This window comes from Salipaludibacillus aurantiacus (assembly GCF_900111295.1).
Classification (GTDB): domain Bacteria; phylum Bacillota; class Bacilli; order Bacillales; family Salisediminibacteriaceae; genus Salipaludibacillus; species Salipaludibacillus aurantiacus.
On the sequence record NZ_FOGT01000011.1, the window covers coordinates 39,754 to 61,615 of the forward strand.

At 44.5% G+C, this 21,862-nt stretch carries 23 protein-coding genes; 9 read left to right on the forward strand and 14 right to left on the reverse strand.

All coding sequences use genetic code 11. From position 1 onward, the window contains the following. Positions 1-14 precede the first annotated feature (14 nt). From BMW59_RS13845 to mbcS, 5 genes are all read left to right on the forward strand, one after another. The gene (locus tag BMW59_RS13845; RefSeq protein ID WP_245733115.1) at positions 15-1,157 is read left to right on the forward strand and encodes a S8 family peptidase; all 1,143 of its coding nucleotides are present in this window, start codon (positions 15-17) and stop codon (positions 1,155-1,157) included. A gap of 507 nt (positions 1,158-1,664) precedes the next feature. Then, positions 1,665-1,970 (forward strand): hypothetical protein, encoded by a 306-nt coding sequence (locus BMW59_RS13850; protein WP_093053363.1) that lies wholly within the window; start codon positions 1,665-1,667, stop codon positions 1,968-1,970. 6 nt (positions 1,971-1,976) lie between these two features. After that, a complete protein-coding gene (locus tag BMW59_RS13855) occupies positions 1,977-3,623 on the forward strand; it encodes a solute symporter family protein (protein ID WP_093053367.1) in 1,647 nt (548 codons plus the stop codon). Between the two features lie 21 nt (positions 3,624-3,644). Next, on the forward strand, positions 3,645-4,196 hold the full coding sequence (locus tag BMW59_RS13860) for a hypothetical protein (RefSeq protein WP_093053370.1): 552 nt from the start codon (positions 3,645-3,647) through the stop codon (positions 4,194-4,196). A 14-nt stretch (positions 4,197-4,210) separates the two neighbouring features. Next, positions 4,211-5,791, forward strand: coding sequence for an acyl-CoA synthetase MbcS (gene mbcS / locus BMW59_RS13865; RefSeq protein ID WP_093053373.1), 1,581 nt, complete (start codon positions 4,211-4,213; stop codon positions 5,789-5,791). Positions 5,792-5,874: 83 nt separating this feature from the next. On the opposite strand, the gene BMW59_RS13870 is transcribed toward mbcS, so the two are convergent. The 12 genes from BMW59_RS13870 to BMW59_RS13925 form a co-directional block, all read right to left on the reverse strand. After that, positions 5,875-6,138, reverse strand: coding sequence for a hypothetical protein (locus tag BMW59_RS13870; protein ID WP_143051245.1), 264 nt, complete (start codon positions 6,136-6,138; stop codon positions 5,875-5,877). Positions 6,139-6,465: 327 nt separating this feature from the next. Beyond that, complete coding sequence (locus tag BMW59_RS13875; protein ID WP_093053580.1) at positions 6,466-6,753, reverse strand: ASCH domain-containing protein; 288 nt, start codon at positions 6,751-6,753, stop codon at positions 6,466-6,468. A gap of 114 nt (positions 6,754-6,867) precedes the next feature. After that, positions 6,868-7,728, reverse strand: a complete 861-nt coding sequence (locus tag BMW59_RS13880; protein ID WP_093053379.1) for a patatin-like phospholipase family protein — start codon at positions 7,726-7,728, stop codon at positions 6,868-6,870. Between the two features lie 94 nt (positions 7,729-7,822). Continuing rightward, the gene (locus BMW59_RS13885) at positions 7,823-8,434 is read right to left on the reverse strand and encodes a precorrin-2 dehydrogenase/sirohydrochlorin ferrochelatase family protein (protein WP_093053382.1); all 612 of its coding nucleotides are present in this window, start codon (positions 8,432-8,434) and stop codon (positions 7,823-7,825) included. A gap of 40 nt (positions 8,435-8,474) precedes the next feature. Beyond that, positions 8,475-9,245, reverse strand: coding sequence for a sirohydrochlorin chelatase (locus BMW59_RS13890; protein WP_093053385.1), 771 nt, complete (start codon positions 9,243-9,245; stop codon positions 8,475-8,477). 13 nt (positions 9,246-9,258) lie between these two features. Continuing rightward, positions 9,259-10,056, reverse strand: coding sequence for a uroporphyrinogen-III C-methyltransferase (cobA, locus tag BMW59_RS13895; protein WP_093053388.1), 798 nt, complete (start codon positions 10,054-10,056; stop codon positions 9,259-9,261). A gap of 22 nt (positions 10,057-10,078) precedes the next feature. After that, positions 10,079-10,282, reverse strand: a complete 204-nt coding sequence (locus tag BMW59_RS13900; protein ID WP_093053391.1) for a DUF3906 family protein — start codon at positions 10,280-10,282, stop codon at positions 10,079-10,081. A gap of 40 nt (positions 10,283-10,322) precedes the next feature. Then, entirely contained in the window at positions 10,323-11,939 is a 1,617-nt protein-coding gene (locus BMW59_RS13905) for a nitrite/sulfite reductase (protein WP_093053394.1), read from the reverse strand. A 29-nt stretch (positions 11,940-11,968) separates the two neighbouring features. Then, a complete protein-coding gene (cysC, locus tag BMW59_RS13910) occupies positions 11,969-12,580 on the reverse strand; it encodes an adenylyl-sulfate kinase (protein ID WP_093053397.1) in 612 nt (203 codons plus the stop codon). Next, on the reverse strand, positions 12,577-13,716 hold the full coding sequence (gene sat / locus BMW59_RS13915; RefSeq protein WP_093053400.1) for a sulfate adenylyltransferase: 1,140 nt from the start codon (positions 13,714-13,716) through the stop codon (positions 12,577-12,579). Before sat ends, cysC begins: the two co-directional genes overlap by 4 nt. Positions 13,717-13,722: 6 nt before the next feature. After that, positions 13,723-14,466: a phosphoadenylyl-sulfate reductase gene (locus BMW59_RS13920; RefSeq protein ID WP_093053402.1), complete on the reverse strand. Its 744-nt coding sequence runs from the start codon at positions 14,464-14,466 to the stop codon at positions 13,723-13,725. 20 nt (positions 14,467-14,486) lie between these two features. Continuing rightward, positions 14,487-15,554 (reverse strand): sulfate permease, encoded by a 1,068-nt coding sequence (locus BMW59_RS13925; protein WP_093053405.1) that lies wholly within the window; start codon positions 15,552-15,554, stop codon positions 14,487-14,489. A 310-nt stretch (positions 15,555-15,864) separates the two neighbouring features. Here BMW59_RS13925 and BMW59_RS13930 point away from each other — a divergent pair, with 310 nt between their 5' ends. The 4 genes from BMW59_RS13930 to BMW59_RS13945 all read left to right on the forward strand — a co-directional run bounded on the left by BMW59_RS13930 (position 15,865) and on the right by BMW59_RS13945 (position 19,774). Further along, on the forward strand, positions 15,865-16,653 hold the full coding sequence (locus BMW59_RS13930; protein WP_093053408.1) for a VanZ family protein: 789 nt from the start codon (positions 15,865-15,867) through the stop codon (positions 16,651-16,653). Between the two features lie 185 nt (positions 16,654-16,838). After that, a complete protein-coding gene (locus BMW59_RS13935; RefSeq protein ID WP_093053410.1) occupies positions 16,839-17,555 on the forward strand; it encodes a 3-ketoacyl-ACP reductase in 717 nt (238 codons plus the stop codon). Positions 17,556-17,817: 262 nt separating this feature from the next. Next, entirely contained in the window at positions 17,818-18,852 is a 1,035-nt protein-coding gene (locus BMW59_RS13940) for an STAS domain-containing protein (RefSeq protein WP_093053413.1), read from the forward strand. Between the two features lie 112 nt (positions 18,853-18,964). Continuing rightward, positions 18,965-19,774, forward strand: a complete 810-nt coding sequence (locus BMW59_RS13945; RefSeq protein WP_093053417.1) for a uroporphyrinogen-III synthase — start codon at positions 18,965-18,967, stop codon at positions 19,772-19,774. A 131-nt stretch (positions 19,775-19,905) separates the two neighbouring features. Here BMW59_RS13945 and BMW59_RS13950 read toward each other — a convergent pair whose 3' ends face one another. Beyond that, complete coding sequence (locus BMW59_RS13950) at positions 19,906-20,520, reverse strand: hypothetical protein (RefSeq protein WP_093053420.1); 615 nt, start codon at positions 20,518-20,520, stop codon at positions 19,906-19,908. A gap of 9 nt (positions 20,521-20,529) precedes the next feature. Further along, complete coding sequence (locus BMW59_RS13955; protein WP_093053423.1) at positions 20,530-21,723, reverse strand: ParM/StbA family protein; 1,194 nt, start codon at positions 21,721-21,723, stop codon at positions 20,530-20,532. Positions 21,724-21,862: the final 139 nt, after the last annotated feature.

Consider the following 21,862-nt stretch of genomic DNA (forward strand, 5'->3'; position numbering starts at 1 on the left):
TTAAAAATGAGGAGATGATCTTTATCAAAAAATTAATTTTATCATGGTTAGTCGTTTGTCTGATGTTTTTGCCGGCTCAGGCTGGGTTTGCCACTGGTACCCCTACTGAAAGCGGTGACTATCTAGTAAAATTTAATGGAGCTGCAGAAAAGGGTTTAGTTCAGGCGTTCGGTGTTGAAGAGGAGGACATCCTGCATGAGTATGAGCTGCTGTCCGTTAAGCACCTTAATTTAACAGACCAGCAGGCACAAGGATTGGAAAGACACCCTCACGTTGACATGGTTGAAGAAAATGCGGAAGTACAAGCCCTTGGCCAAACGGTTCCATGGGGAGTGCCGCACGTTCAAGGGACAGCCGCACAGGAGCAGGGCCATACCGGGGATAATGTCAAAGTAGCCATTCTGGACACCGGCGTGGATAATACACATGAAGACCTAGCCAATAACGTGAAAGGCGGACATTCCGTGTTTGATGATGCAGCTAACAGTGATCCTTATTACGATGCAAATGGCCACGGCACGCATGTCGCAGGTACTGTTGGTGCCGTAAACAATGATTTAGGCGTCATTGGAGTCGCTTATGAGGCTGATTTATACGCTGTCAAGGTTCTCAATAACGATGGCAGCGGAACGCTGGCCGGTATTGCCGAAGGAATTGAATGGTCTATAGAAAATGATATGGATATTATTAATATGAGCTTAGGCGGTTCACAAGGTTCTTCAATTTTAGAAGAATTCAGCGATCTCGCTTTTGATGAAGGACTCCTTGTAGTAGCAGCTGCAGGCAACAGCGGCAACAGAGGCGGTAATAATGATACAGTAGGTTACCCTGCGAAATACGACTCTGTCATTGCAGTAGCCGCCGTAGACGAAAACAATAACCGGGCAACTTTCTCCAGCACCGGTCCTGCTGTTGAAATTGCGGCACCTGGTGTGAATGTATTAAGCACGCTACCGGGAGATGATTACGCTTCTTATAATGGAACGTCGATGGCTTCGCCTCACGTCGCGGGCGTTGCAGCCCAGGTATGGCAGGCAAAACCTGAGCTTTCTAATGCGGAACTGAGAGCGTTGCTGAATGAAACAGCTAAAGGTTTGGGTCCTTCACACCAATACGGCCACGGGCTTGTCCAGTCACTCGATGCAATCGAAAATTAATAGATTGATATAACTGTAATTTAAAACCGATCCTGCCTCCTTTCCCCCTGGGAGGCAGGATCCTTTGTTTGGGGTCAGACCCCCCAGCAATTTCCATAACTGAAATTGGGAAGAAAGCCCTGCCACTTTTTCATTTAATTTAACTTAATGAAAGACATATTAAATGGTTTCAGCGTATAGAATGAAACAGATCTACACTTGAACCACTTGTAATATAACACCACTATGCATCTGGCTTAAGCTTTCATCTTCTTCAGATTACGCCTGTTTTCATTAATAAATTATAAATGAACATTTTCAAAACCCTGTCCAATTACTTAATTTTCTAAATATTTTAAAAACAGTGTTGACTTACCTGTTTGAAAACGTTTACAATCTAGTTGCATAAGATGCCTGTTTTTTCCTTGTAAAAGTTTCGGTTACCAAACCGTAACTGTACCAGGAATTTATATGGACAAGTGACTGAACACTCAGTCAGGGGAATAATTAAAAAGAGGGGGAAGGAATTTGAAAGCTTACAAGATGGAAGTCCGTTTTACTATTTTGTTAACTGCTCTGTTTTTGCTTGCCGGAAATGTCGCCTTGGTCTTTTCTATTTTTCCTGTACAAGGAAACCTGTTCGGGTTCCCTATTATGTACATCGTACCGATTTTGTCAGGCTGGTTCGGAATTTTGTTCTTAACTATTGTGGCCAACAAAGCCGGCAACAAAATCGATGAGGAAATTGAGAGGGAAAACGGACTGCTTACGTCCACCTCCGCCGAAACAGAAACAGGTAAACAAAAAAAGAGTCATAACAAAGAGGGGGCGTAAACCATTATGGGAGAAGAAGCATGGCAGTTATCCAACCCTATGTTAGGTATTGGGGCAATTGTTGCAACGTTTATTTTGTTTTATGTGGTCGGTTACATCTCTAACCGGAAAAGCAGTTCCGTCACTGATCTTTACGTAGCCGGCTCGAGCATCGGACCGCTTACAAATGGACTGGCTATGGCCTCCACTTATATGAGCCTGGCCACATTCCTGGGTATTACCGCCCTTATTCTGCAGTTACAGGTGCCGTTTATCATGCTTTGGATTCAACTGATTTTATCCATCCCTCTTATCACCATTATTTACGGCACAAGCCTGCGCAGGATGGGAGCCTTCTCACCGACTCACTTCATACGTGAACGGTACGGGCTCAGCGCTTCAATTATCGCCGCGCTGTTTATGATTCTTGTCTCGCTTATGTATGCCCTTGGACAAATGATCGGAATCGCACTAGCCTTTGAAACCGTCCTTGGCATTCCATATATGACCGGCCTTATCGTCGGCGGTCTCGTGATTGTAGGCTATGTCACTTTGGGAGGCATGGCCGGAGCCTCTAATAACGCGGCTATTCAAATGGTTATTATCGCCTTAATGTTTATTGTTCCTTTAGGAGCGATTATGAAAGCGATGGGCGGAAGCGGCTGGTTCTTCCCTCCACTTTTATATTCTGATATGGTACCAGCCATGTTGGAAGCTATGCCGAATTTCTTCGACTACCAGTTCTCGCCGAAATGGTACGTTTCCCTTATAGGTCTTACGATCGGTTCATTAGGGCTGCCACACCTGGCGATGCGTATTTATACCGCTTCCAGCCTAAAAAGTGCCCGGACGGCTATGGTCTGGTTTGCCTTTATTATCGGTCTTGTTTTCTCTGCTACTTATGCCATGGGATTCGTCGGTGTTTATGCGACAGAAACGCAGGGGGTAGCCATTTCAGCGGCTGATGCCGACAAACTGACTCTTATATTAAACCTCGTCTATAACCCTGAATGGGTGACCGCCCTCGTTATTGCCGGTGCTATATCAGCAGGACTCTCTACTCTCAGCGGGAACCTTCTCGCTATCGGCGCCCTGCTTTCACAGGATATCGTCAGTGTCCTTAAGCCGGATTTAAAGGTTAGAACAAGAGTAAAACTCGGTTATGCCGCTATTTTTACCGGCGGGATTATTAGTATCCTTCTCGCCATTAATCCGCCAGCTTTCCTTGTCGTCAGTATCCTTTGGGCATTCGGCCTCGCCGGAGTTACCAATGCCCCGCTCATTATAGTCGGCGTCTGGTGGAAAGAAGCGAACAAGTTTGGAGCCATTGCCGCTTCGGTTATCGGCGGCGCTTTATATATTGTCGTCTCGCCATTCGTTTTTCCATCAATTGTTCTTACTGGACACAGCGTCACGGACGGTATGGGCTTGTCAGGCGCCATGCTTGCGATCCCGGTCAGCTTTATCCTGCTGATCGTCGTCTCTTATTTGACAAACCGCATGCCTAAACTATCGGCCATGCTTACCGCTAAAGAAGATCACGCGCTAATCGAAAGAATTCACGGCTGGAAAGATGTCCATCCAGGCCGTTATAACAGTACCATTGGTGCCGCTATTACTGTCGTATTTTTTACAGTCATAGCTGTCTGGGCTGTTATGCCCTGGAATATGTAAGCGATGAAGGAGGCCGTCAATATGATAGGAAAAATGATCACCCTGCATTCCCCGGCTTTTCAGGCCTTTATCCGAGCACCCAAATCAGCCGTCTACACACGCCTGATCGTCATCATGCTCGGGATAGTCTATGGCCTCTCGGGGATTGCAGCCAACGCCGCCTTTATCGCAAGCTTTGAATCGGCCATGCTGCGGAACGCCCTCGTTCCGCTCATCTTCATCCTGTTCGGCTTATTCTCTGTGTGGCTCACAAGACTCGGCCTCGCCGTGCTTCTCTGGGCAGGAGCAAAGGGCTTTGGCGGGCCGGGAAAAATCTCGGAGCTGAACCGCACCGCGGGAGTCGCCCTTATACCTGGAATCATGGCGCTCCCCGCCTTAACAGGCATGAGCGCAGGCCTGCTTATAACGATCGCCCTTATTATAGGCGTTATCTGGATGTATTTTATTTGCGTCAAAATTCATGAAGTCACTCAGGGCTTTGCCCCGTGGAAAGCTTATGGCTCTGTTTTTGCCGTGTTTATCTTCTTCGCCAGCATTTTTTATATAATAATGCCCCAAGGCGCAATTAATTAAAGGAGGAATGTCTCGTGAACAAAACACACTTAATAGCACCGGAACAATATAACATTACACAGGAACTCTCAGCCTATTCAAGCGACACTGAACGTACGGCTGTGCGCTGGGTCGACCAGGAAGGCAACCGGCGGAATATTTCCTATAAAGAACTTTCAGATAAAATGAATCAGTTCGCTCTCGCTTTTAAGCGGCAGGGAATTCAGAAAGGGGATAAACTTCTGATTATCCTGCCCCGTGTGCCGGAAGCTTACATGACTTACCTCGCTTGTTTAAGAGCAGGCATTGTAGCCATTCCCAGCTCGGAAATGCTCAGAAAAAAAGATCTCCTTTACCGGATCGAGCATGCAAATGTGAAAGGAATTGTATCCTTTCATAAAACCACGGGTGAGATTAACGCGATTGACGAATCCCACCCTGCCCTGTCTAAAAAATTTATAGTGGGCGGTGAAGAAACGGGCTGGATGTCTCTCGAAGCTCTTGCCGCAGAGGAATCAACAGACTATGAAGGTGAGCCGACAAGCCGGGATGATATGTCCTTTTTATCTTACACGTCAGGTACAACCGGAAATCCTAAAGGCGTTGTTCATACGCACGGCTGGGGTTATGCGCACGTCCGTACGGCTGCTAAAGAGTGGCTCGGTGTAGAAGAAGGCGACCTCGTCTGGGCGACGGCTGCACCCGGATGGCAGAAATGGATATGGAGCCCGTTCCTGTCAACAATTACTCTCGGTGCTACTGCCTTTGTCTATCACGGCAGTTTTGATCCGGAGACTTATTTAACCTTTTTGGAAAAAGAAAAAATTAATGTCCTCTGCTGTACCCCGACAGAATACCGGCTTATGGCTAAAGTGGATGACCTTGACACCTACAAGCTGCCTGAGCTGAAAAGCGCCGTTTCTGCAGGCGAGCCTCTAAACCGTCCGGTCATTGAAGCGTTTCGTTCGGCATTCAACGTGGACGTGCGCGACGGGTACGGCCAGACTGAAAACACCCTCCTTGTCTGCAATGTTAAAGGGATGCCGACAAAGCCGGGATCTATGGGCAAACCGACTCCCGGAAATCCTGTAGATATTATTAATGAAGACGGTGACCCTTGTCAGGCCGGTGAAGTGGGAGACATCGCTGTTCATAAAAACTGCGCCGCTCTGTTTAAAGAATATCTTGATGACCCGGAACGCACCCATGCATCGTTCAGAGGAGACTGGTACTTAACCGGCGACCATGCCATGAAAGATGAAGACGGCTACTTCTGGTTTAAAGGCAGAAGTGACGATATCATCATCAGTTCCGGCTACACGATCGGCCCATTTGAAGTGGAAGATGCTCTCGTAAAGCATCCTGCCGTCCGGGAATGCGCGGTGGTCGCTTCACCGGATGAAACGAGAGGCAGCATCGTAAAAGCCTTTATCGTCCTTAAGGACCCGGACAGGGTGCCTGATGAGGCCCTTGTAAAAGAGCTTCAGGACCATACAAAGCAGATTACAGCGCCGTATAAGTACCCGCGCCAAATTACTTTCCTTGAAGAGCTCCCGAAAACCACTTCAGGAAAAATCCGCCGCATCGACCTCCGCCTCAAAGAACAAATGACTTGAAAATAATGGGGGGTCTGTCCCCCAGCGCGTTAAAGCATAAAAGCCCGGCTATTGTCACTCCTTGACAATAGCCGGGCTTCTTTTTAATTCATAGCGTGTCCGTTATGGCCATGATTGTGGTGATGTTCAAAGTTCCTGCTTGGGGCTGCACCTAATGTGCCGTGGTGTTCTTTATACATTTCTTTTAATTCATGGATGGTCAGTTCAGGATGCATGTCTTTCATCTGCCCAATATTCATTTGGCCTTTTCCGTTATCCTTGTCCATATCGTGTCCATCTGCGGCTCCCAGGTTTCCCGCTCCAAAAACCAAGGTTGCTGCCAGCAGGGCAGAAGATAAAATTTTCACGTGTATCAGCTCCTTTTTAAAAGTTACTTGTAACGTACCCTGTAAATTTGAAGAAATTATGTAGCCAGTCAAAATAAGGAAAAAAGTCTTATTATGATTTAAGTGCCGTCCCAACACGCAGACTCCTGTGGATACAGCAGGCTCAGAAGGCACCAAAAATGAGCAGTTTGTTCTGAGCAAGCGGGCTGACGCTTAGGCGGTGTCCACGGAAAAGGGAATATTTTATTTTTGTCCGCTGCACTCCCCCTATCAAAATTTTAAATCCTGATGAAAAAAATCCCTCCAGTCCCGGAGGGATTTTTTATTAGCCTGACTTATTAATGATTCTCACACTTCTTTAAACTCATGCACCCAGACTTTCATTTCCGCTTTCCAGGGCATCCCTGGATGAATAGCCAGTATGGCGTTTTTATATTCTTCAAGGTTATTAAAACCTTCCTGGACAGCGCTTTCGTCAGTTAAATCTCCGAGAGTTTCCCTGTACACTCGCTCAACTTTAAACCGCTTGCCTTGAAGAACCATAATTTCACCCGGATCAGCGTACCGGCCATTTCTTCTCGTGGCCGTTTTTTTACCCGTAAGCACTTTCTCCACATCGTCAGGCTTCGTAACCATCCGGTCGATTTCACACGTCTTTGGAGGTAAATTATTAATCTCTGGCAATTGCTTCTCCCCTTTCGGTTCTATACTCTCATTTTATACGATAAAAAAAGTTTATAGAACCGCCTGTCATGCCATTCCTTTCTCAAGCCAAAGTGAAAGCCTTCTGGAGTGAGTGTGTGCGTCCTGATAGCCAAGTTCATACAAACGCAGCAGTCTTTTCTGGTTTCGTTCAAAACTGCTAACCGGCAGGTCAACGCTTGGACGAATGACGTAGACATTGTCCTTTTCCTGTTCAGCTTCAATAAATGCCAGAGCTTCGTTATACGTAATGACCCTTTTTTCGAGGGAATCTGCTACCGCAGGATATTTTCTGTACAGCAGTCTCATAAATGCTGACGTCCTCCGTGGCCTCGAACAATCATTCACCGCTTTTGTCATAATTACGACGTTTTTCCGGCTGCCGTCTTCATACGCTTTTTTTACAGGAAGCGGATCAGCAAGTCCTCCGTCAAGAAGCACTTTCCCGTTATATTCCACCGGCTGGGCAATCAGCGGGAGTGAACTGGAAGCCCTGATAATTTTCAAAATGTCCTTACCGTGACTCTTCTTGTTATAATAAAGGGCTTCGCCCGTTTGACAATCCATCGTACCGACCAGAAAATCCTCCTGGCTGTTGTCGAGAGCCGAAAAGTCAAACGGCACAATGTGATTTGGGACTTTGTCAAACAGAAAGTCCATGCCGAATAACTCTCTTTTTAAAATAAAATTTCGCCACGACAAATACCGCGGGTCCTTCACAAGCCCTATATTTACCTTCTTATTCCTCCCTTTTTGACGGGAAAGATAAGACGCTCCCATGCAGGCGCCGGCTGACACCCCGATCACATAATTAAAAAAAATCCCTTTTTCAAGGAAGTACTCGAGAACTCCAGCCGTATAGAGTCCTTTCATGCCTCCCCCTTCTAAAACAAGTCCGCAATTATGCATTTTAAAGCCCTTCTCCAAATCATTTTTATCTCCCTTATTTCATTTCTCAAAGAGGAGGTATTAAATGAATCATACAGGAAGACGTGCTGCCACTTCAATGATTTTCAAATCGTGAGGGAGGAGGAAACGTTGTCTCTTGTTCAAGGATGTTTTTACGCTGCACTGGATCACGTTCTCTTTTTTGCAAACCGGTTCTCAGTGCCGCTAAATAATCAACATACGGGCCATATTCAGGGCCGAAAGTACCGGATAGATGGGCACGGATTTTTGAAGCTAATATGGGGCTCGCTCCGGAAGTCGTGACTGCAATCTTCAAACGCCCTCTGTCTAAAACAGACGGGAAAAAGAAGCTGCTCAGCTCCTGGCTATCCACCACATTAATGAGTGGAATATACTGGCTTAAATGCCTTGCAGTTGTTTCATTTAAGGCTGGAGAATCAGTGGCAGCCACCAGCAGGAAAAAACGGCTCCAATCCAGGTTCAGGCGTTCACACGTCTTCTGCAGCACGTCGGATTCCAACACAGAGTCAGGATAGTAACTAAAATTACCGGCATCTTTCTTCAGTCCGTCGGTCAGATCAGGGCTGATGACTGTCACAGCAGCCTGTTGAGCTAAAAGATGGCGGATTTTCCTCTGAGCAACCTTTCCTCCTCCTATCACGGCACATGGACGGTTTTTTAATTGAACAACAAGAGGAGTGCTCATTTAATCAATTCCTTTCAATAAATAGAGTCGGTTCGGGGGTTTACTCGGTATTAAGTGCCGCCAAAGCTTCGGCTGCCTGGTCCTCAATCCAACGTGAAACGTTTGGATGGGGAAGATATGTGTCTGCACACGTGTATGCCAGCCCCTCCAATTTACGTGGGATTACTTTCTTCGTAAAATAGCCTTCACATAAAAACAAGGGAAGGACGAGCATCTTTTTATCGTCCGCAAGACTTTCAGCGACCTGCCTTAAATTATCCGGATGCAGCGTACCGTAAACTGTTTTATGGAAGGAAAACCGCTTATCCATCGTCATCTTAATTTCCTCAAGAAAACTATCCCACTTCTGTTTAAAACCTGGTTCATCGCTGCCGTGTCCGACGATCAGCAGTGTTTCTGTCCCGGGTTCCGATGTCAGTGCGCCTATTCTCTCCGAAATCATATCAAGAATAAGAGGGTGGTCATCCATTGGTTCACGCCAGATAATGCGGCAATGTGTCTGGACAGGTTTTAAATCTGTTGACACGGGGGTCTCGGCTTTTACACCAAGCGCATACTTGATTTCATCAATATGCGTACTTCCTGAAGAAATGAAGAGAGGGATCGAAATGATTGTTTCGATGCCCCGCTGCTCCAATTCCCGGATGCCTTTTTCAATTGTTTTCTCTTCCGTAAATTCAAGACAGCTTAGAACGACGGGAAGACCTGTGTTTACCTTACTGACCGCATATTCAATGTCTTTTTCCCACTGAGGATTACTTGAACCGTGGGCGATCAGCAGAACACCGGCTTTATTATTGCTTCCGCTCAATTTTAATCCCCCTCTACATGCTTATGGCTTCTTGAAAAACAGGGGAACTTTCAAGCTTCTCTTCAAACCATGCAAGCTCTTCCCTCAGCCTGACCACTTCTCCTACAACAATAATAGCAGGAGACTGAATCCTCTCTTTTTTTATATCTTCTGCAATGGTCTCCAAGGTTCCTGTTACCGTTCTCTGGACGTCACAGGTGCCCCACTGAATAACAGCAACAGGTGTGCTTGCCGGCCGTCCATGCAGCAGCAGATTTTCCTGTATCATTCCAATCTGCTTGACGCCCATATAAAAAACGAGTGTATCGATGCCCGTTGCCAGACTCCTCCAGTTAATTTCCTCTTTTTTCCCTTCTTTACGGCGATGGCCGGCTACGACAGCAAATGAGGAACTCAGTTCCCGGTGTGTAAGCGGGATTCCTGCATAAGCCGGAGCTGCTATACCTGAGGTAATCCCCGGTACTATTTCATACGGGAGGCCGTTTTGCCGGCATGCCGCTGCTTCTTCACCTACACGGCCGAACACCGATGAGTCCCCTCCTTTTAGACGGACGACTTTTTGGCCTTTTTTCCCGTGAACAATAAGTATGTCATTGATCTCTTCCTGTGAAATGCAGCTTGTCTGAGGCTGTTTTCCGCAGTATATCAGCTCTGCTCCCTGTTTTGCATGATTAAGCAGATCCGTATTTACTAATCTGTCGTAGACTATGACGTCCGCTTCCTGTAAAAGTTCTGCTCCGCGAAGAGTTAAAAGCTTTGGATCTCCTGGCCCTGCCCCTACAAAGTATACTGTACCTTTATTCCTTTTCATTGCTCACACTCCTCTGCGTCTTTTAACGGCCGATAACAAAGCCCGTTTTCCTGCTGATTTTTCTCGTTTCTAATAATGACAGCTCTTCTATCAGCGGTGTTTTCAAATAAAATTTTTCCAATTCAATTTCAGCCGCATCAAACGCATCTGTTTCATTGTCTGCCGCAACGACAATTGAAACGTCTTCCTCCTGGTTAATTCGCGCTTCAAACCGGTAAAGGATCACATGCCTACCTCCCTTTATATGGCTGCTTTAAAATAAGGGCCTACGAGACTTGTTGTTCCATAATCGTACTCAGCTTCTCCTGGAGAGGTTCTTTACCTAAACGCTGGTAAAACGTATAGAAGTTTTCTCCCGGCTGCTTCTCTTCCGTAAAATATTTTATAAATTCATAAAGTACCCCTTTCAATTGGGAGGCCTCAATTTTTCCTTTAAGCTTTTCATTAAACTGGGCCTGTTGTGTTAATGTTCCGCCTACATAGATTTCAAATGCTTCGACAAGCTGCTTATCTTTATTTTTCATCTTAATGCCTTGAAGGCCAATATCCGCAATCTGCCTTTGGCCGCAGGCATTCGGGCACCCTACCATATGAATCCGAACTGGCACATCGACTTTTAAATGGTCGTCCAGGTAGTCTGCTATTCCTCTCATCCGGGCTTTTGTTTCTACAAGAGCAAGGTTACAGTACTCAATGCCTGTGCAGGAAACAGAAGACCCGATAAAAGGTTTAGGTTCAATATTCATGCGGTCGAGGATGTCTTCTTTAAGAAATGCCTCCACTTCTTCATCGGCAATATGAGGAATGACCACATTCTGCGAATTACATGTTCTGATCTCGCCGTTTCCGTAATGCTTGGAAATACGGGCTAATTCCAGGAGTTCAGCCGAATATAGACGGCCTACCGGAATATTTAAACCGACATAATTAAAGCCTGGCTGCTTTTGCGGATGCACGCCGTAAAAGTAACCGGCGTTCCAGGTTTCAAACTGGTTCTTTCCTTTCGATGGAAGCTTAATATATTCATTCATTTTCTCTTTAAATGCTTCCGGCCCCCAGTCTGCCATTAAAAACTTCAGCCGGGCCCGATGGCGCTTTTCCCGGTAGCCATAGTCCCTGAAAATAGTGGCCACCACTTCAGTCACTGTTTTGACCTGATCAGGCGTCACGAACATATCAAGTTCCTGTGCCAGATAAGGTTTTGATGAGAGCCCCCCGCCCACATAGACATGAAAGCCAGCCACTGATTCTCCGCCTATTTCCTTCGTGGCAGGTGTAAACGACAGGCAATTAATTTCTGCATTCTGTGCATTATTAATATTAGAGGAGATAGAAATTTTAAATTTTCTAGGAAGGTTCGAAAAATCCCGATTATGCTGGAAATATGCATAGACATCGTCCACTATGTCCTTTGTGTCAATAAGTTCCTTAGGGTCAATTCCTGCAAGCGGGTTCCCTACGATGGTCCGCATAATATCCCCGCATGCTCCGACAGATGATAAGCCGACTTTCTTCAGGCGGTCAAAAATATCCGGTATATTTTCAATTTGAAGCCAGTGAAACTGGATAGCCTGACGGGTAGTAATGTCAATCACATCCCTGCCGTAGTCTTTAGCAATAGCTGCCAGTTCCAATGCCTGCTCATATGTTAAAATTCCTGACGGCACATTCACCCTCATCATAAAATAGCCGTCTTCTTTAGGTTTTTGTAAATAAAGACCTGCCCATTTAAATAATGACCATTCTTCTTTAGGGATCGACGCAAATCCTTGCTCCGCATAACGCGGGATATCCTCTAATATATCCAGCCCGTCTTTTTCCAGCTTCATCTTTTCTTCTTTACTCAGTTTTTCATTGTCTGCCCAAACTTTTGTATGCCCCATTTATAAACTCCCTTCCTCATCCTTTTAGCTTAGCGGATAATTCCTTTGTCTTTTAAATAGCCGATAATCTGTTCAACTGACTGTTCTATAGAGACCCGGTCGGAAGAAATGGTTATTTCCGGATCAACCGGCTCTTCATAAGGTGCACTGATACCGGTAAATTCCGGAATCTCTCCTTTACGTGCTTTTTTATAGAGTCCTTTAGGGTCTCTTTTCTCGCATTCTTCCACCGGACATTGCACATATATTTCAATAAACTCTTCTTTATCCACCATTTGCCGGGCAAGCTGGCGATCGTCCCTGTAAGGAGAAACAAATGCTGTAAGGACGATACTTCCGTTTTCCACAAACAACTTTGAAACTTCCCCGATTCTCCGAATGTTCTCCTGACGGTCTTCAGGCTTAAAACCGAGGTCTTTGTTTAAACCGTGGCGGATATTGTCGCCATCCAGAACAAAGCTGTTAATTCTCTCCTCATAAAGCCTCTTATCAAGGGCGTTCGCAAGGGTCGATTTTCCTGACCCGGATAAACCGGTAAACCATAAGATACAGCTTTTATGTCCGTTAAGGTTCTGGCGCTCCTGTTTCGTAACAACAGAGTTATGCCAGTGAATATTGGCAGAAGCAGTGTGTTTAGTCATACTGTCACCCTCATTCCTTTAATGAGCACATTTACCACTTCCGGCCTGCTGAATTCAGGAGGCGGCGTTTTCCCCTCTCTCAGAAGTTCACGGACTTTTGTCCCGGATAAAATAACGCGGTCTTCAATGCCATGCGGGCATGTTTTCGTAGAGGCCATATTTTCGCACTTTTTGCAAAAGAAACTGTGCTCAAAAAAGAGCGGTGTGATACCAAGTTCATTATCGGTGAACTGGCGAAAAATCTCCTGGGCTTCGTAGGTCCCGTAGTAATCTCCTACTCCCGCATGGTCCCTGCCGACAATAAAATGAGTGCATCCGTAATTTTTCCGGACGATCGCATGGAAAACTGCTTCCCTCGGGCCTGCGTATCTCATAGCAGCCGGAAACACAGCAAGAAACACACGATTCTCCGGATAATAATTTTCAAGAAGCACCTGATAACTTTCCATCCGGACATCAGCGGGTATATCATCAGCTTTCGTTTCACCGACAAGAGGATTTAAAAAGAGCCCGTCTACAATTTCCAATGCCGCTTTTTGTATATATTCATGAGCCCGGTGGACAGGATTCCTCGTCTGAAACCCTACAACCTTCTCCCAGCCTTTCTTTTCAAACGTTTTCCTTGTTTCAGCCGGGGGAAGATAAAACGTGGAGAACTGGTCTTTTAAAGGAATACGGACAAGCGTGACCGGTCCTCCTAAATAAACGCCTCCTCTGTCATACAGCTTTTTTACACCCGGGTGAGCTTCATCTTTTGTTTTATAAACCTTAACGGCTTCAGTCTCCTGATCTGGGGAGTAAATGTCTTGCAGTTCCATTACTCCGTATGTTGTCCCGTTATAAGTAAGCCGTATCGTCTGCCCGGGTTTCAGTGTCGCTGCCTCTTCCGCTCTCACTGGAAGGGTAATAGGCAGGCTCCAGACATGCCCTTCAGCTAAACGCATATGATGAACGACTTCGTTGTAATCTTTTTCTCCCATAAACCCTGTCAATGGACTGTAAGCTCCGTTGGCAATGAGTTCCAGATCAGATAAACCGGTCTTATCGAGTGCCACAGCCTCTCGAATGCTGGTATAGTCGGCTTTTTCGTTCACTTTGTTTACTAAACTTCCTCCGTGAGGAATACTTTTTGTCATTATAATTCACTCCTTCTTTGATAGTGGTTTTAAATGTAGCCCGCACTCTGTTTTTTCCAAACCGGCCCAGCGCCCCGCGCGGTGGTCTTCCCCTTCCTTTACTGCGAAGGTGCACGGCTCACAGCCGATGCTCGGAAACTGCCTGTCATGGAGAGAATTATAGGGCAGGTCTCTTTCATGGATATAGTTCCAGACGTCTTGCCAGCTCCAATGAATGAGCGGGCATATTTTAATCATCCCGAATTTGTCATCTTTATTGACAAATTCTGTAGTCGCTCGTGAAGGTGACTGATCCCTCCTTAATCCTGAGAGCCACGCCGTACTTCCTTCCAACGCCCGTTTTAATGGCTTGTTTTTACGGATGTCGCAGCACAAATCGGGTTTCGATTTCCATAACTGCTCTCCGTGAACCGATGCCTGCTCTTCCAAAGATAATTCTGGCTCTATCATATCTATTTGAAGTTCCGGATAGCGTTGTTTTACCTTATCAATCAGTTCGTATGTCTCTTTAAAATGGAGGTGCGTATCTAGAAACACGATCCGTGCATCTTTTTTTACTCCCGCAATCATGTCTGTCAACACTATTCCTTCAGCACCAAAACTGCACGCGTATACAAGCTTGCCGTTAAATAAGCCATAAGCCCAGTCAATGACATTTTCTGCTTTCTTATGTTTTAAGCGGTTGTTAAAAAATTGATAATCATTTCTCGTAAAAGTGTCGTATGATGGTGTTTTTTTCCTCTCACTCATGCCTTTCCCCCCATCCCTTATTAATGCTGAACTGATTCCTGTTCAGGTTTTCCGGATTTATAAAGACTTAACGTGCCTGCGGTAGCAATGATGATCGCCAGGATCAGGACCACCATGTATGGATTAGGATGCAAAAATACGTGAATTAAGCTGTAGGACATAACCAGTGAAATGACCGGAGATACTACCCACACTTTAATAATTTTCCTTATAAGACCCTTTTGCCAGAGCTGAAAACCGTTCTGGGCGCATCCAATGCCGACGATGCCCGAAGTGGTGGCCTGTGTTAGCGGGACAGGAATACCGAAAATAGAGGCAATAATAACAAGGCCGCCTCCTGTGCCCGATACTGCAGTCCCCTGGAGTAATGAAAAAGAAATTATTTTTTTCCCGTTAGTTTCAAGCACTTTACCTCCAAACAGGACGGCACCTGCTGCCACAAAAATTCCGCCGATAATAACTCCTGCAGACTGATCCATTAACCCTGCCCCGACTACTGGGCCGACCGCATTGGCCACATTATTCATTCCTGCGGAGAAAGCCTCAATAAATCCCGTAATAATCAGCAGTAATGCAAGATATTTTTTCCATTTGCCTTGCCCTGTTAATTGAGGCCACTTCTTTTCCAGCTTCAGAATCACTTTTCCAGAAATAAAGCAGATCACAAACGCTGTCACAGGGACGATCAGCCAGAAAGAGACAATAAACAGCACGTTGTTGACATTAAGTGCCTGAAAAGCAATGCCGACGCCTACTACTGAACCAATGGTCACTTCACTCGTTGATAAAGGAATGCCGATAACATTAGCAAGAAAAAGTGTAAGAGTCGCCGAAATCAAAATAACTAAGGCCACCTCTAACGAAAATACATTCGAAGGAATGATCCCTTCTCCAACTGTTTTGACAACTTCTCCTCCTCCGATGGCAGCCCCGGCGAGGGCCCCCGCTCCGGCAATAAGCAGCGCAATGGACTTCTTTTTTAAAGCCCCGCTCCCGTAAACAGGGCCCATCGTGGCTGCTGCCCCGCTCGCTCCTATATTCATGGCGAAAAATAAGGCAATAGCTATCGTCGCATAAGCTAACACCATCTTTACCACCTCCTGACAGCAAGTTTAATACCCAACAAATTTTATAAACCCGATATGATTACTAGGTATTATATACGCTTAATTAAAAAGGGTCAATACAGAATTTTGAAAAAACAGGATATTATTTTAAAATGGGCTGCTCGGGAGAGTTGTTTGAATTTCATTTAATTCGGTCACTCGCAGGAAAGAGGGGCTTTTTTGGGTGGTTGCTGGCAATAAAGTTTTCGTTCCATTTTTTGGAAGGCTTGACTGTTCCACTATTTCATTTATGATAGATAAATAATCTGCGGTCCTAAGAAGGAGTTTAAAAATGACATTTTGGAAGTTTACTATATTAAACCTTTTACCTGTCATAATTATTATGGCTGTTATTTACACAGCATCTTCTCAAACAGCAGACCAGCAGGACATCAGCCCCTTGCTTGACCGGGTAACCGATGAAAATGTACTGAGAGAGACAGCTGTATCTTTGAAAGAGAGAGTCGATTTTGTTGCAGACCGTGCCATTTCTTTCGCAGCTTCTCATCCTCAATTTGTCCTGGCCGGCATGGCAGGGGCTGCGGCCTTGATGGTTGCCGTCTTTTTCCGTTTGTTTCAATCGACTGATTCTTTTGCAAAAAAAAGTATTAAGTCGCTTGTCTATACAGGACTTATTTTTATATTTTTAGCTGCTGTAACAGCAGCCGTGAAAAGCGATGCCGTTATTGAACTGCTTAGAAGTTATGTCTCACTGGATCACTTAAGGCGGATACTGCAGTGGATTGATTTTACCTACGCAGGGACAGCAGTCAGTCTGGAAAGCCACGGTGTCGACGGCTTGCTGGAATTTCTACTGAGAAAAACGGCACATTTCTTTCTGTTTGCATTACTCGGCTTTTTCCTGTTCCTTTCCGTTTACAGGCTAAGCGGCAGACCTTTTCTATCATTTGCTGCTTCTCTAATTATTGTGATTGTATACGCAGCGCTTGACGAATACCGGCAAACCTTTATTCCTTCAAGATCAGGACTCGTGGAGGATGTTATTCTCGACACTGTCGGCGGTATTTTCGGCACAGCCATGGCCTGGCTGAAAAAATCCTTCTCCAAGTGGCTTGAGTAAATAGGGTCTGTCCACAATGGGGTCTGTCCCCCAGCCCGTTAATGCGTTAATTGGAAAGGGGACAGACCCCCAGCGCTTTAAAGCGTTTATGGGAGGTGGGGCTCTCTTACATAAAACGCCATGTTTCTTTATCTTTATTTTCGTGAATACAGTATAGATAGAGACTACGGAAAGGATGAAGAAATATGCAATCATTACAGGGAAAGAAAGCGCTCATAACTGGAGGAAGCAGAGGGATTGGCGGTGCTGCAGCTTTGGCTTTGGCTAAGGAAGGTGTGGAACTCGGTCTTATTGCAAGATCAGAAGAGAGTTTTACCGCTATCAGTAAAGACTTAAATGACATAGGAGCAACATTTTTAACTGCTGCAGCTGATGTTTCCAACAAAACTGAAGTGCAGGAGGCAGTAAAAAAAATAGAAGATGAGCTGGGATCAATTGATATATTAATTAATAATGCAGGCGTAGCAGCGCGCGGTTCCTTTATAGACCTTACCACCGACCAGTGGAAAAAAGTACTTGATATCAACGTCATGGGAATTGTACATGTCACTCAAGCAGTCCTGCCGGGCATGATCTCAAAAAACCGCGGAGATATTATTAACATTTCTTCCATGTCAGGATTGAAGGGCACAGAAGGTTCAAGCGCTTACAGTGCTTCAAAATTCGCCGTTATTGGAATGAGTGAATCACTCATGCAGGAGGTACGGCGCCATAATATACGGGTAAGCGTTCTGACCCCGAGCCTTGTTGAAACAGACTTAACACGGGGGGAGTCAGGAGAACGAAATCCAGACAAATACACACAGGCAGAAGATATGGCTGAATACATGGTCAGCCAGCTAAAGCTGAATCAGAGAACGTTCATTAAGACAGCAGCCCAATGGGGAACCAATCCATTTTAAAATTAATTTTGAAAAAGGGGTCAGACCCCCGCCGCGTTAAAGCTTTAACGCACTGGGGGTCTGACCCCTTTTTGCCTCTTTAATGTAATCCTATTATTTTAACCCGTTTAATATATTTACTGGTTTATGATGGAATTTTTGTCTATGGCTAGTATAATTAGGTTATAAGTTTATCCTATTAATAGCCATAGTTTGTGAGCCAGCCTTTAACCAGTACGAATAAAAGACTCTAAAACTGTCATAGAAAGAGCGGAGGTTTAGTATGGATTTTCCGAAAAATGATTTGCCAGCAAACCCCAAAAAGGATGTTTTTGGAATAAAAATTGAATGGGATGAGGCGGACGGCAGTATGAGGTATGCGGGAGAAACCGCCATGGTGATGTGGGTGGAAACCGCTATGAAAAGTTTCCTGGAAACTATTAGTGAAATTTCTGGCTCCCAGGTAGCGAATGTCGTTCTGGAAACAGCCGGCTACCGGATGGGAGCCATTGTAAGTGAATTCTTTAAAACGGGTGAAATACATGATATTTTTCAAACCCTCCCTTCAGTCTACCGTGCTGCCGGCTGGGGACTTACGACAGTAAGTGATTATAGTGTAGAGAACAAAACAGCCATTATACAAGTGAAAGATTCGTGGGAATACCGGATCAATAAAATACAAAGCGAAGGCAGGGACCCAGCTTTCCTCCCGGGTCATTTTGCAGGTCTTTTATCAAATTTATATGAAGATAATATCTGGTACACGATTGAGAAAAGCCAGCTCAATGGTGATGACTGCTATGAGTTTTATTTTTCGCCATCACAGATTACTCCTACCCAGAATATTCATGAACTGACCCGGGCACAGGAACAAAGGGAAATTTCCAAGCTTGAAGAGATGGTGGAAGAGCGGACGAAAGATTTGAGAGAATTAGTGAAAGAAATCTCCTCCCCTCTCATACCCGTTTTCGATGATATCGTGGTTATTCCATTAATGGGGACATACGATGATATGCGTGCTAATGAACTGCTGCATAAGACGCTGGACAAGCTGCCAGAAATTAAAGCAAATTACGTCATACTGGATTTGACAGGTATTAACGACAGTGTCGATGAATATATGATTTCGCTTATCCAGAAAATGACTCAGTCTGCTGCTCTCCTAGGCTCCCAGTGTATTCTTGTTGGCATCTCCCCTAAATTAAGTATAGAAATGACCAATGCCAATTTTACTACAAGAGAAACACATATCGGCTGTTATTCCACTTTAAAACATGCGATAATGTACGCTCTTTCCCAGGAAGGGAAACAAATTTAATCTTCACCGTACCTGCCTCCACACTAAGGAAGCAGGTACTAATTTTATGTAAAACCAGATAACCTGTTACAATAAAGCTTCAGCATTAAATGCCAGAAAGGAATGTGCCATCATGAGCCTGTCAAATAAGCGCGTTGTTATTGCCGGTTTAAGGAAAACTGATGAAATGAGTACCCTTATTAAAAAGCAGCACGGGACCCCGCTTGTCCGATCTCTTCAAGGCACCGTTTTTTTAAATAGCGAAGAAATAAAAAAGGACCTGGAACAGGTGACCCAGACAACCTGTGACTGGCTGATCTTCACTACAGGTATTGGCGTAAATGCGCTTATAGATACAGCTGAAGAGATCGACTTAAAAACTTTGTTTTTAGAAATGGTACGTGAAGCGAACGTTGCTACAAGAGGATATAAGACGTTTTCAGCTTTGAAAAAACTAGGTGTCAGCCCACAGGCGAAAGATGACGACGGGACAATTAATGGACTGATTTCTTCTTTAAAACCATTCGACTTTAAAGGTAAACAGGTGATGGTACAGCTTCACGGAGAAAATGCCCCGTCTCTGCTTACCTTCTTAGAGGAAGCCGGGGCTGATGTTCTGCCTGTTCTTCCTTATAAGCATGTTTCCCCTAACCTTCAAACGATGGAACGTTTCTGCCGGGAAGTAATTGCAGGAGAGGTGGATGCCGTTTGTTTTACTGCTGCTGTTCAAGTACATTTCTTGTTTAAGTATGCCTCAGAGAATGGGTATATGCATCAGCTTATTAAAGCGTTTAACTCGCATACCGTGGCCGCTGCCGTTGGAAAAGTTACTGCTGAAGCACTGCACGGGGAAGGAATAGAACAATGTGTCCAGCCTGAACTGGAAAGAATGGGTGCGATGATTGTAGAATTAAGTCACTATTTCGGTAGAATAAAAAAATAACATTATACTTAAAAGGCATGCTGTCATACGATTGACAGCATGCCTTTTGTATTCCTGTCTATTATTAGACTGACTTGGCAGAGAAGCGGCTGACAGCGGCTTCTCAGTCCATTTCACGGAACCAGGACGATTTATTTATTCATTTGTGCCAGAAAATCACCAAGTAAATCTTCTCCGTCCTCTTCTTCCTCTTTTTCTTCCTCATTCCTGTCTGCAGAAGAAGCGAACTCTTCTCTTGCTTTATTTAAATCAAAATTAGCCAGATCATCTTCCAGGTTATCTTTTTGAGGAGAAGCCTGGACAGGTTCTTCTAATGCTTTTTCACCCTCCTGAGTGGCCCCATCAGTTTCAACCCTTTCACCGGGCATGGAACCCTCATTTTCCTGTAAATATAAAGCCTCATCAATATCAATAGAACTGCTGTTTAACGAAGCCAGAAAAGAAGTTGCCCGCATCGGATCTACCAGCAATTGATAGACAACACTCCCTAAAAGAGCTTCAGAGTGTGAATGTTTAAGCCAATTGCGTTGCTCCTTTGTCAATTGTCGTGGCAAGGGGATGGTGACCGTTTCTCTTTCTTTGGATAGAGAATTATTAACTCCTTCTAAAGCAAACTTAGCAATTTCACTGGAAAAATTTCTTCTTTCAGTCTCTTTTAATTTTTGAAGCTGCTTTAAAATATGATCAGGTGTATCAGAGGGGAGACGGAACGTAATCGCCTGCCCTCTCTCAATCCTTTTTGTCATAAAACCACCCTATTTGTTTTTTACAGGCTGTTTCTCTGTCCCTTTGTCACTCTTAGCTTGCTCTTTATTATTTTCTCTGTTAAAAGCGGAAATTAACTTGTAATAGGCATTAGCCATCATCCAGATACTTTCCTTTTCGTCTTCAAAGAAGCCGATATTATATCCGTCTAAATTATTATTGATCGTTTTAAGATATTCTTTTAAAACCATCGATCCTCCGCCAACAAAATAACAGATTTCTGTCTGGGAATTTTTTTGCCAGACATTGCGTAAATGCCGGTACTGTTTTTTAGCTATGTCTAACAAGATTCTGTCGGTAATATCATGAACGCTTGTCCGGCTGCCTTTGACCATAATGTGGTTCCTGTCATTTTTCTTAGTGATAATGTCAACGACATCTCTTCGGCTATCGAGCTCAACGCCGTGTTTTGATCTGATTTCTTCCCTGATCTGCTCCAATGACTCAGAAACTCCAATATTAAACCCTTGAGCTTTATCATCATCTATCTTACGGTTCACAATGACAGCAATATCAGTAGTTAGTCCGCCAATGTCCTGGATTAATATTCTCTTATCCACTAAATCTCTGTTCGTGATGTTTAAATCGTTATCCATAACCAGGTTGATATAAGCAGCAAAGCCTTCAGGATATACTTTGACGTGGTCAAACTTTATATTCACCTTTAACCCTTGATATTTAGGGGTAACTAAAAATTCAACTTGATGAACAGACCCTAGCAAACTTGAGCGATAGCCTACATCCTTCCCTTCTTTCACTTCACGAAGAGGCAGGCCTGTACCCAGCGTATAATTAGCATCTATAACATTATCTTTTCTATTAAACAACTCTGCGTTTTCTTCTCTAGCAGCGTCCAACGCTAAAGAAGCAAAAAGCATAACAAGTGTCTGGTCTTCTTCAGATTTACTGCTGCCCATATCTAATTCTGTAGCATTCCCGCTCTTTGTCGCTAAGTCCCCAACACGGTAAATTGCATTGTTTTCTTTCAAGGCAGGCGAATGGACACGTATATGTACTCCTTCTAAAGGATTTTTATCGTCCAGTTCTTCTATACCTATAACTGGTCTGTCTTCTGTATCTCTTGCAATGACATTCGGCATAGTCAGTTCATAGTCTGCTTTTCCAAATAACCCTTTAATTGAATCATTGCCTACATCAATCGCTGCAATTCTGCTTTTGCTCATATTATACATCCCTTCCTTTATATCTAATAATTTCCACAGATTAAATGATATAGCAGGAAGGAAGATTATACAATCATCCCAAAGTTGTGTTCAAAAAAGAAAACATGTATACGTATATGTATACAATTACAACTGTTGC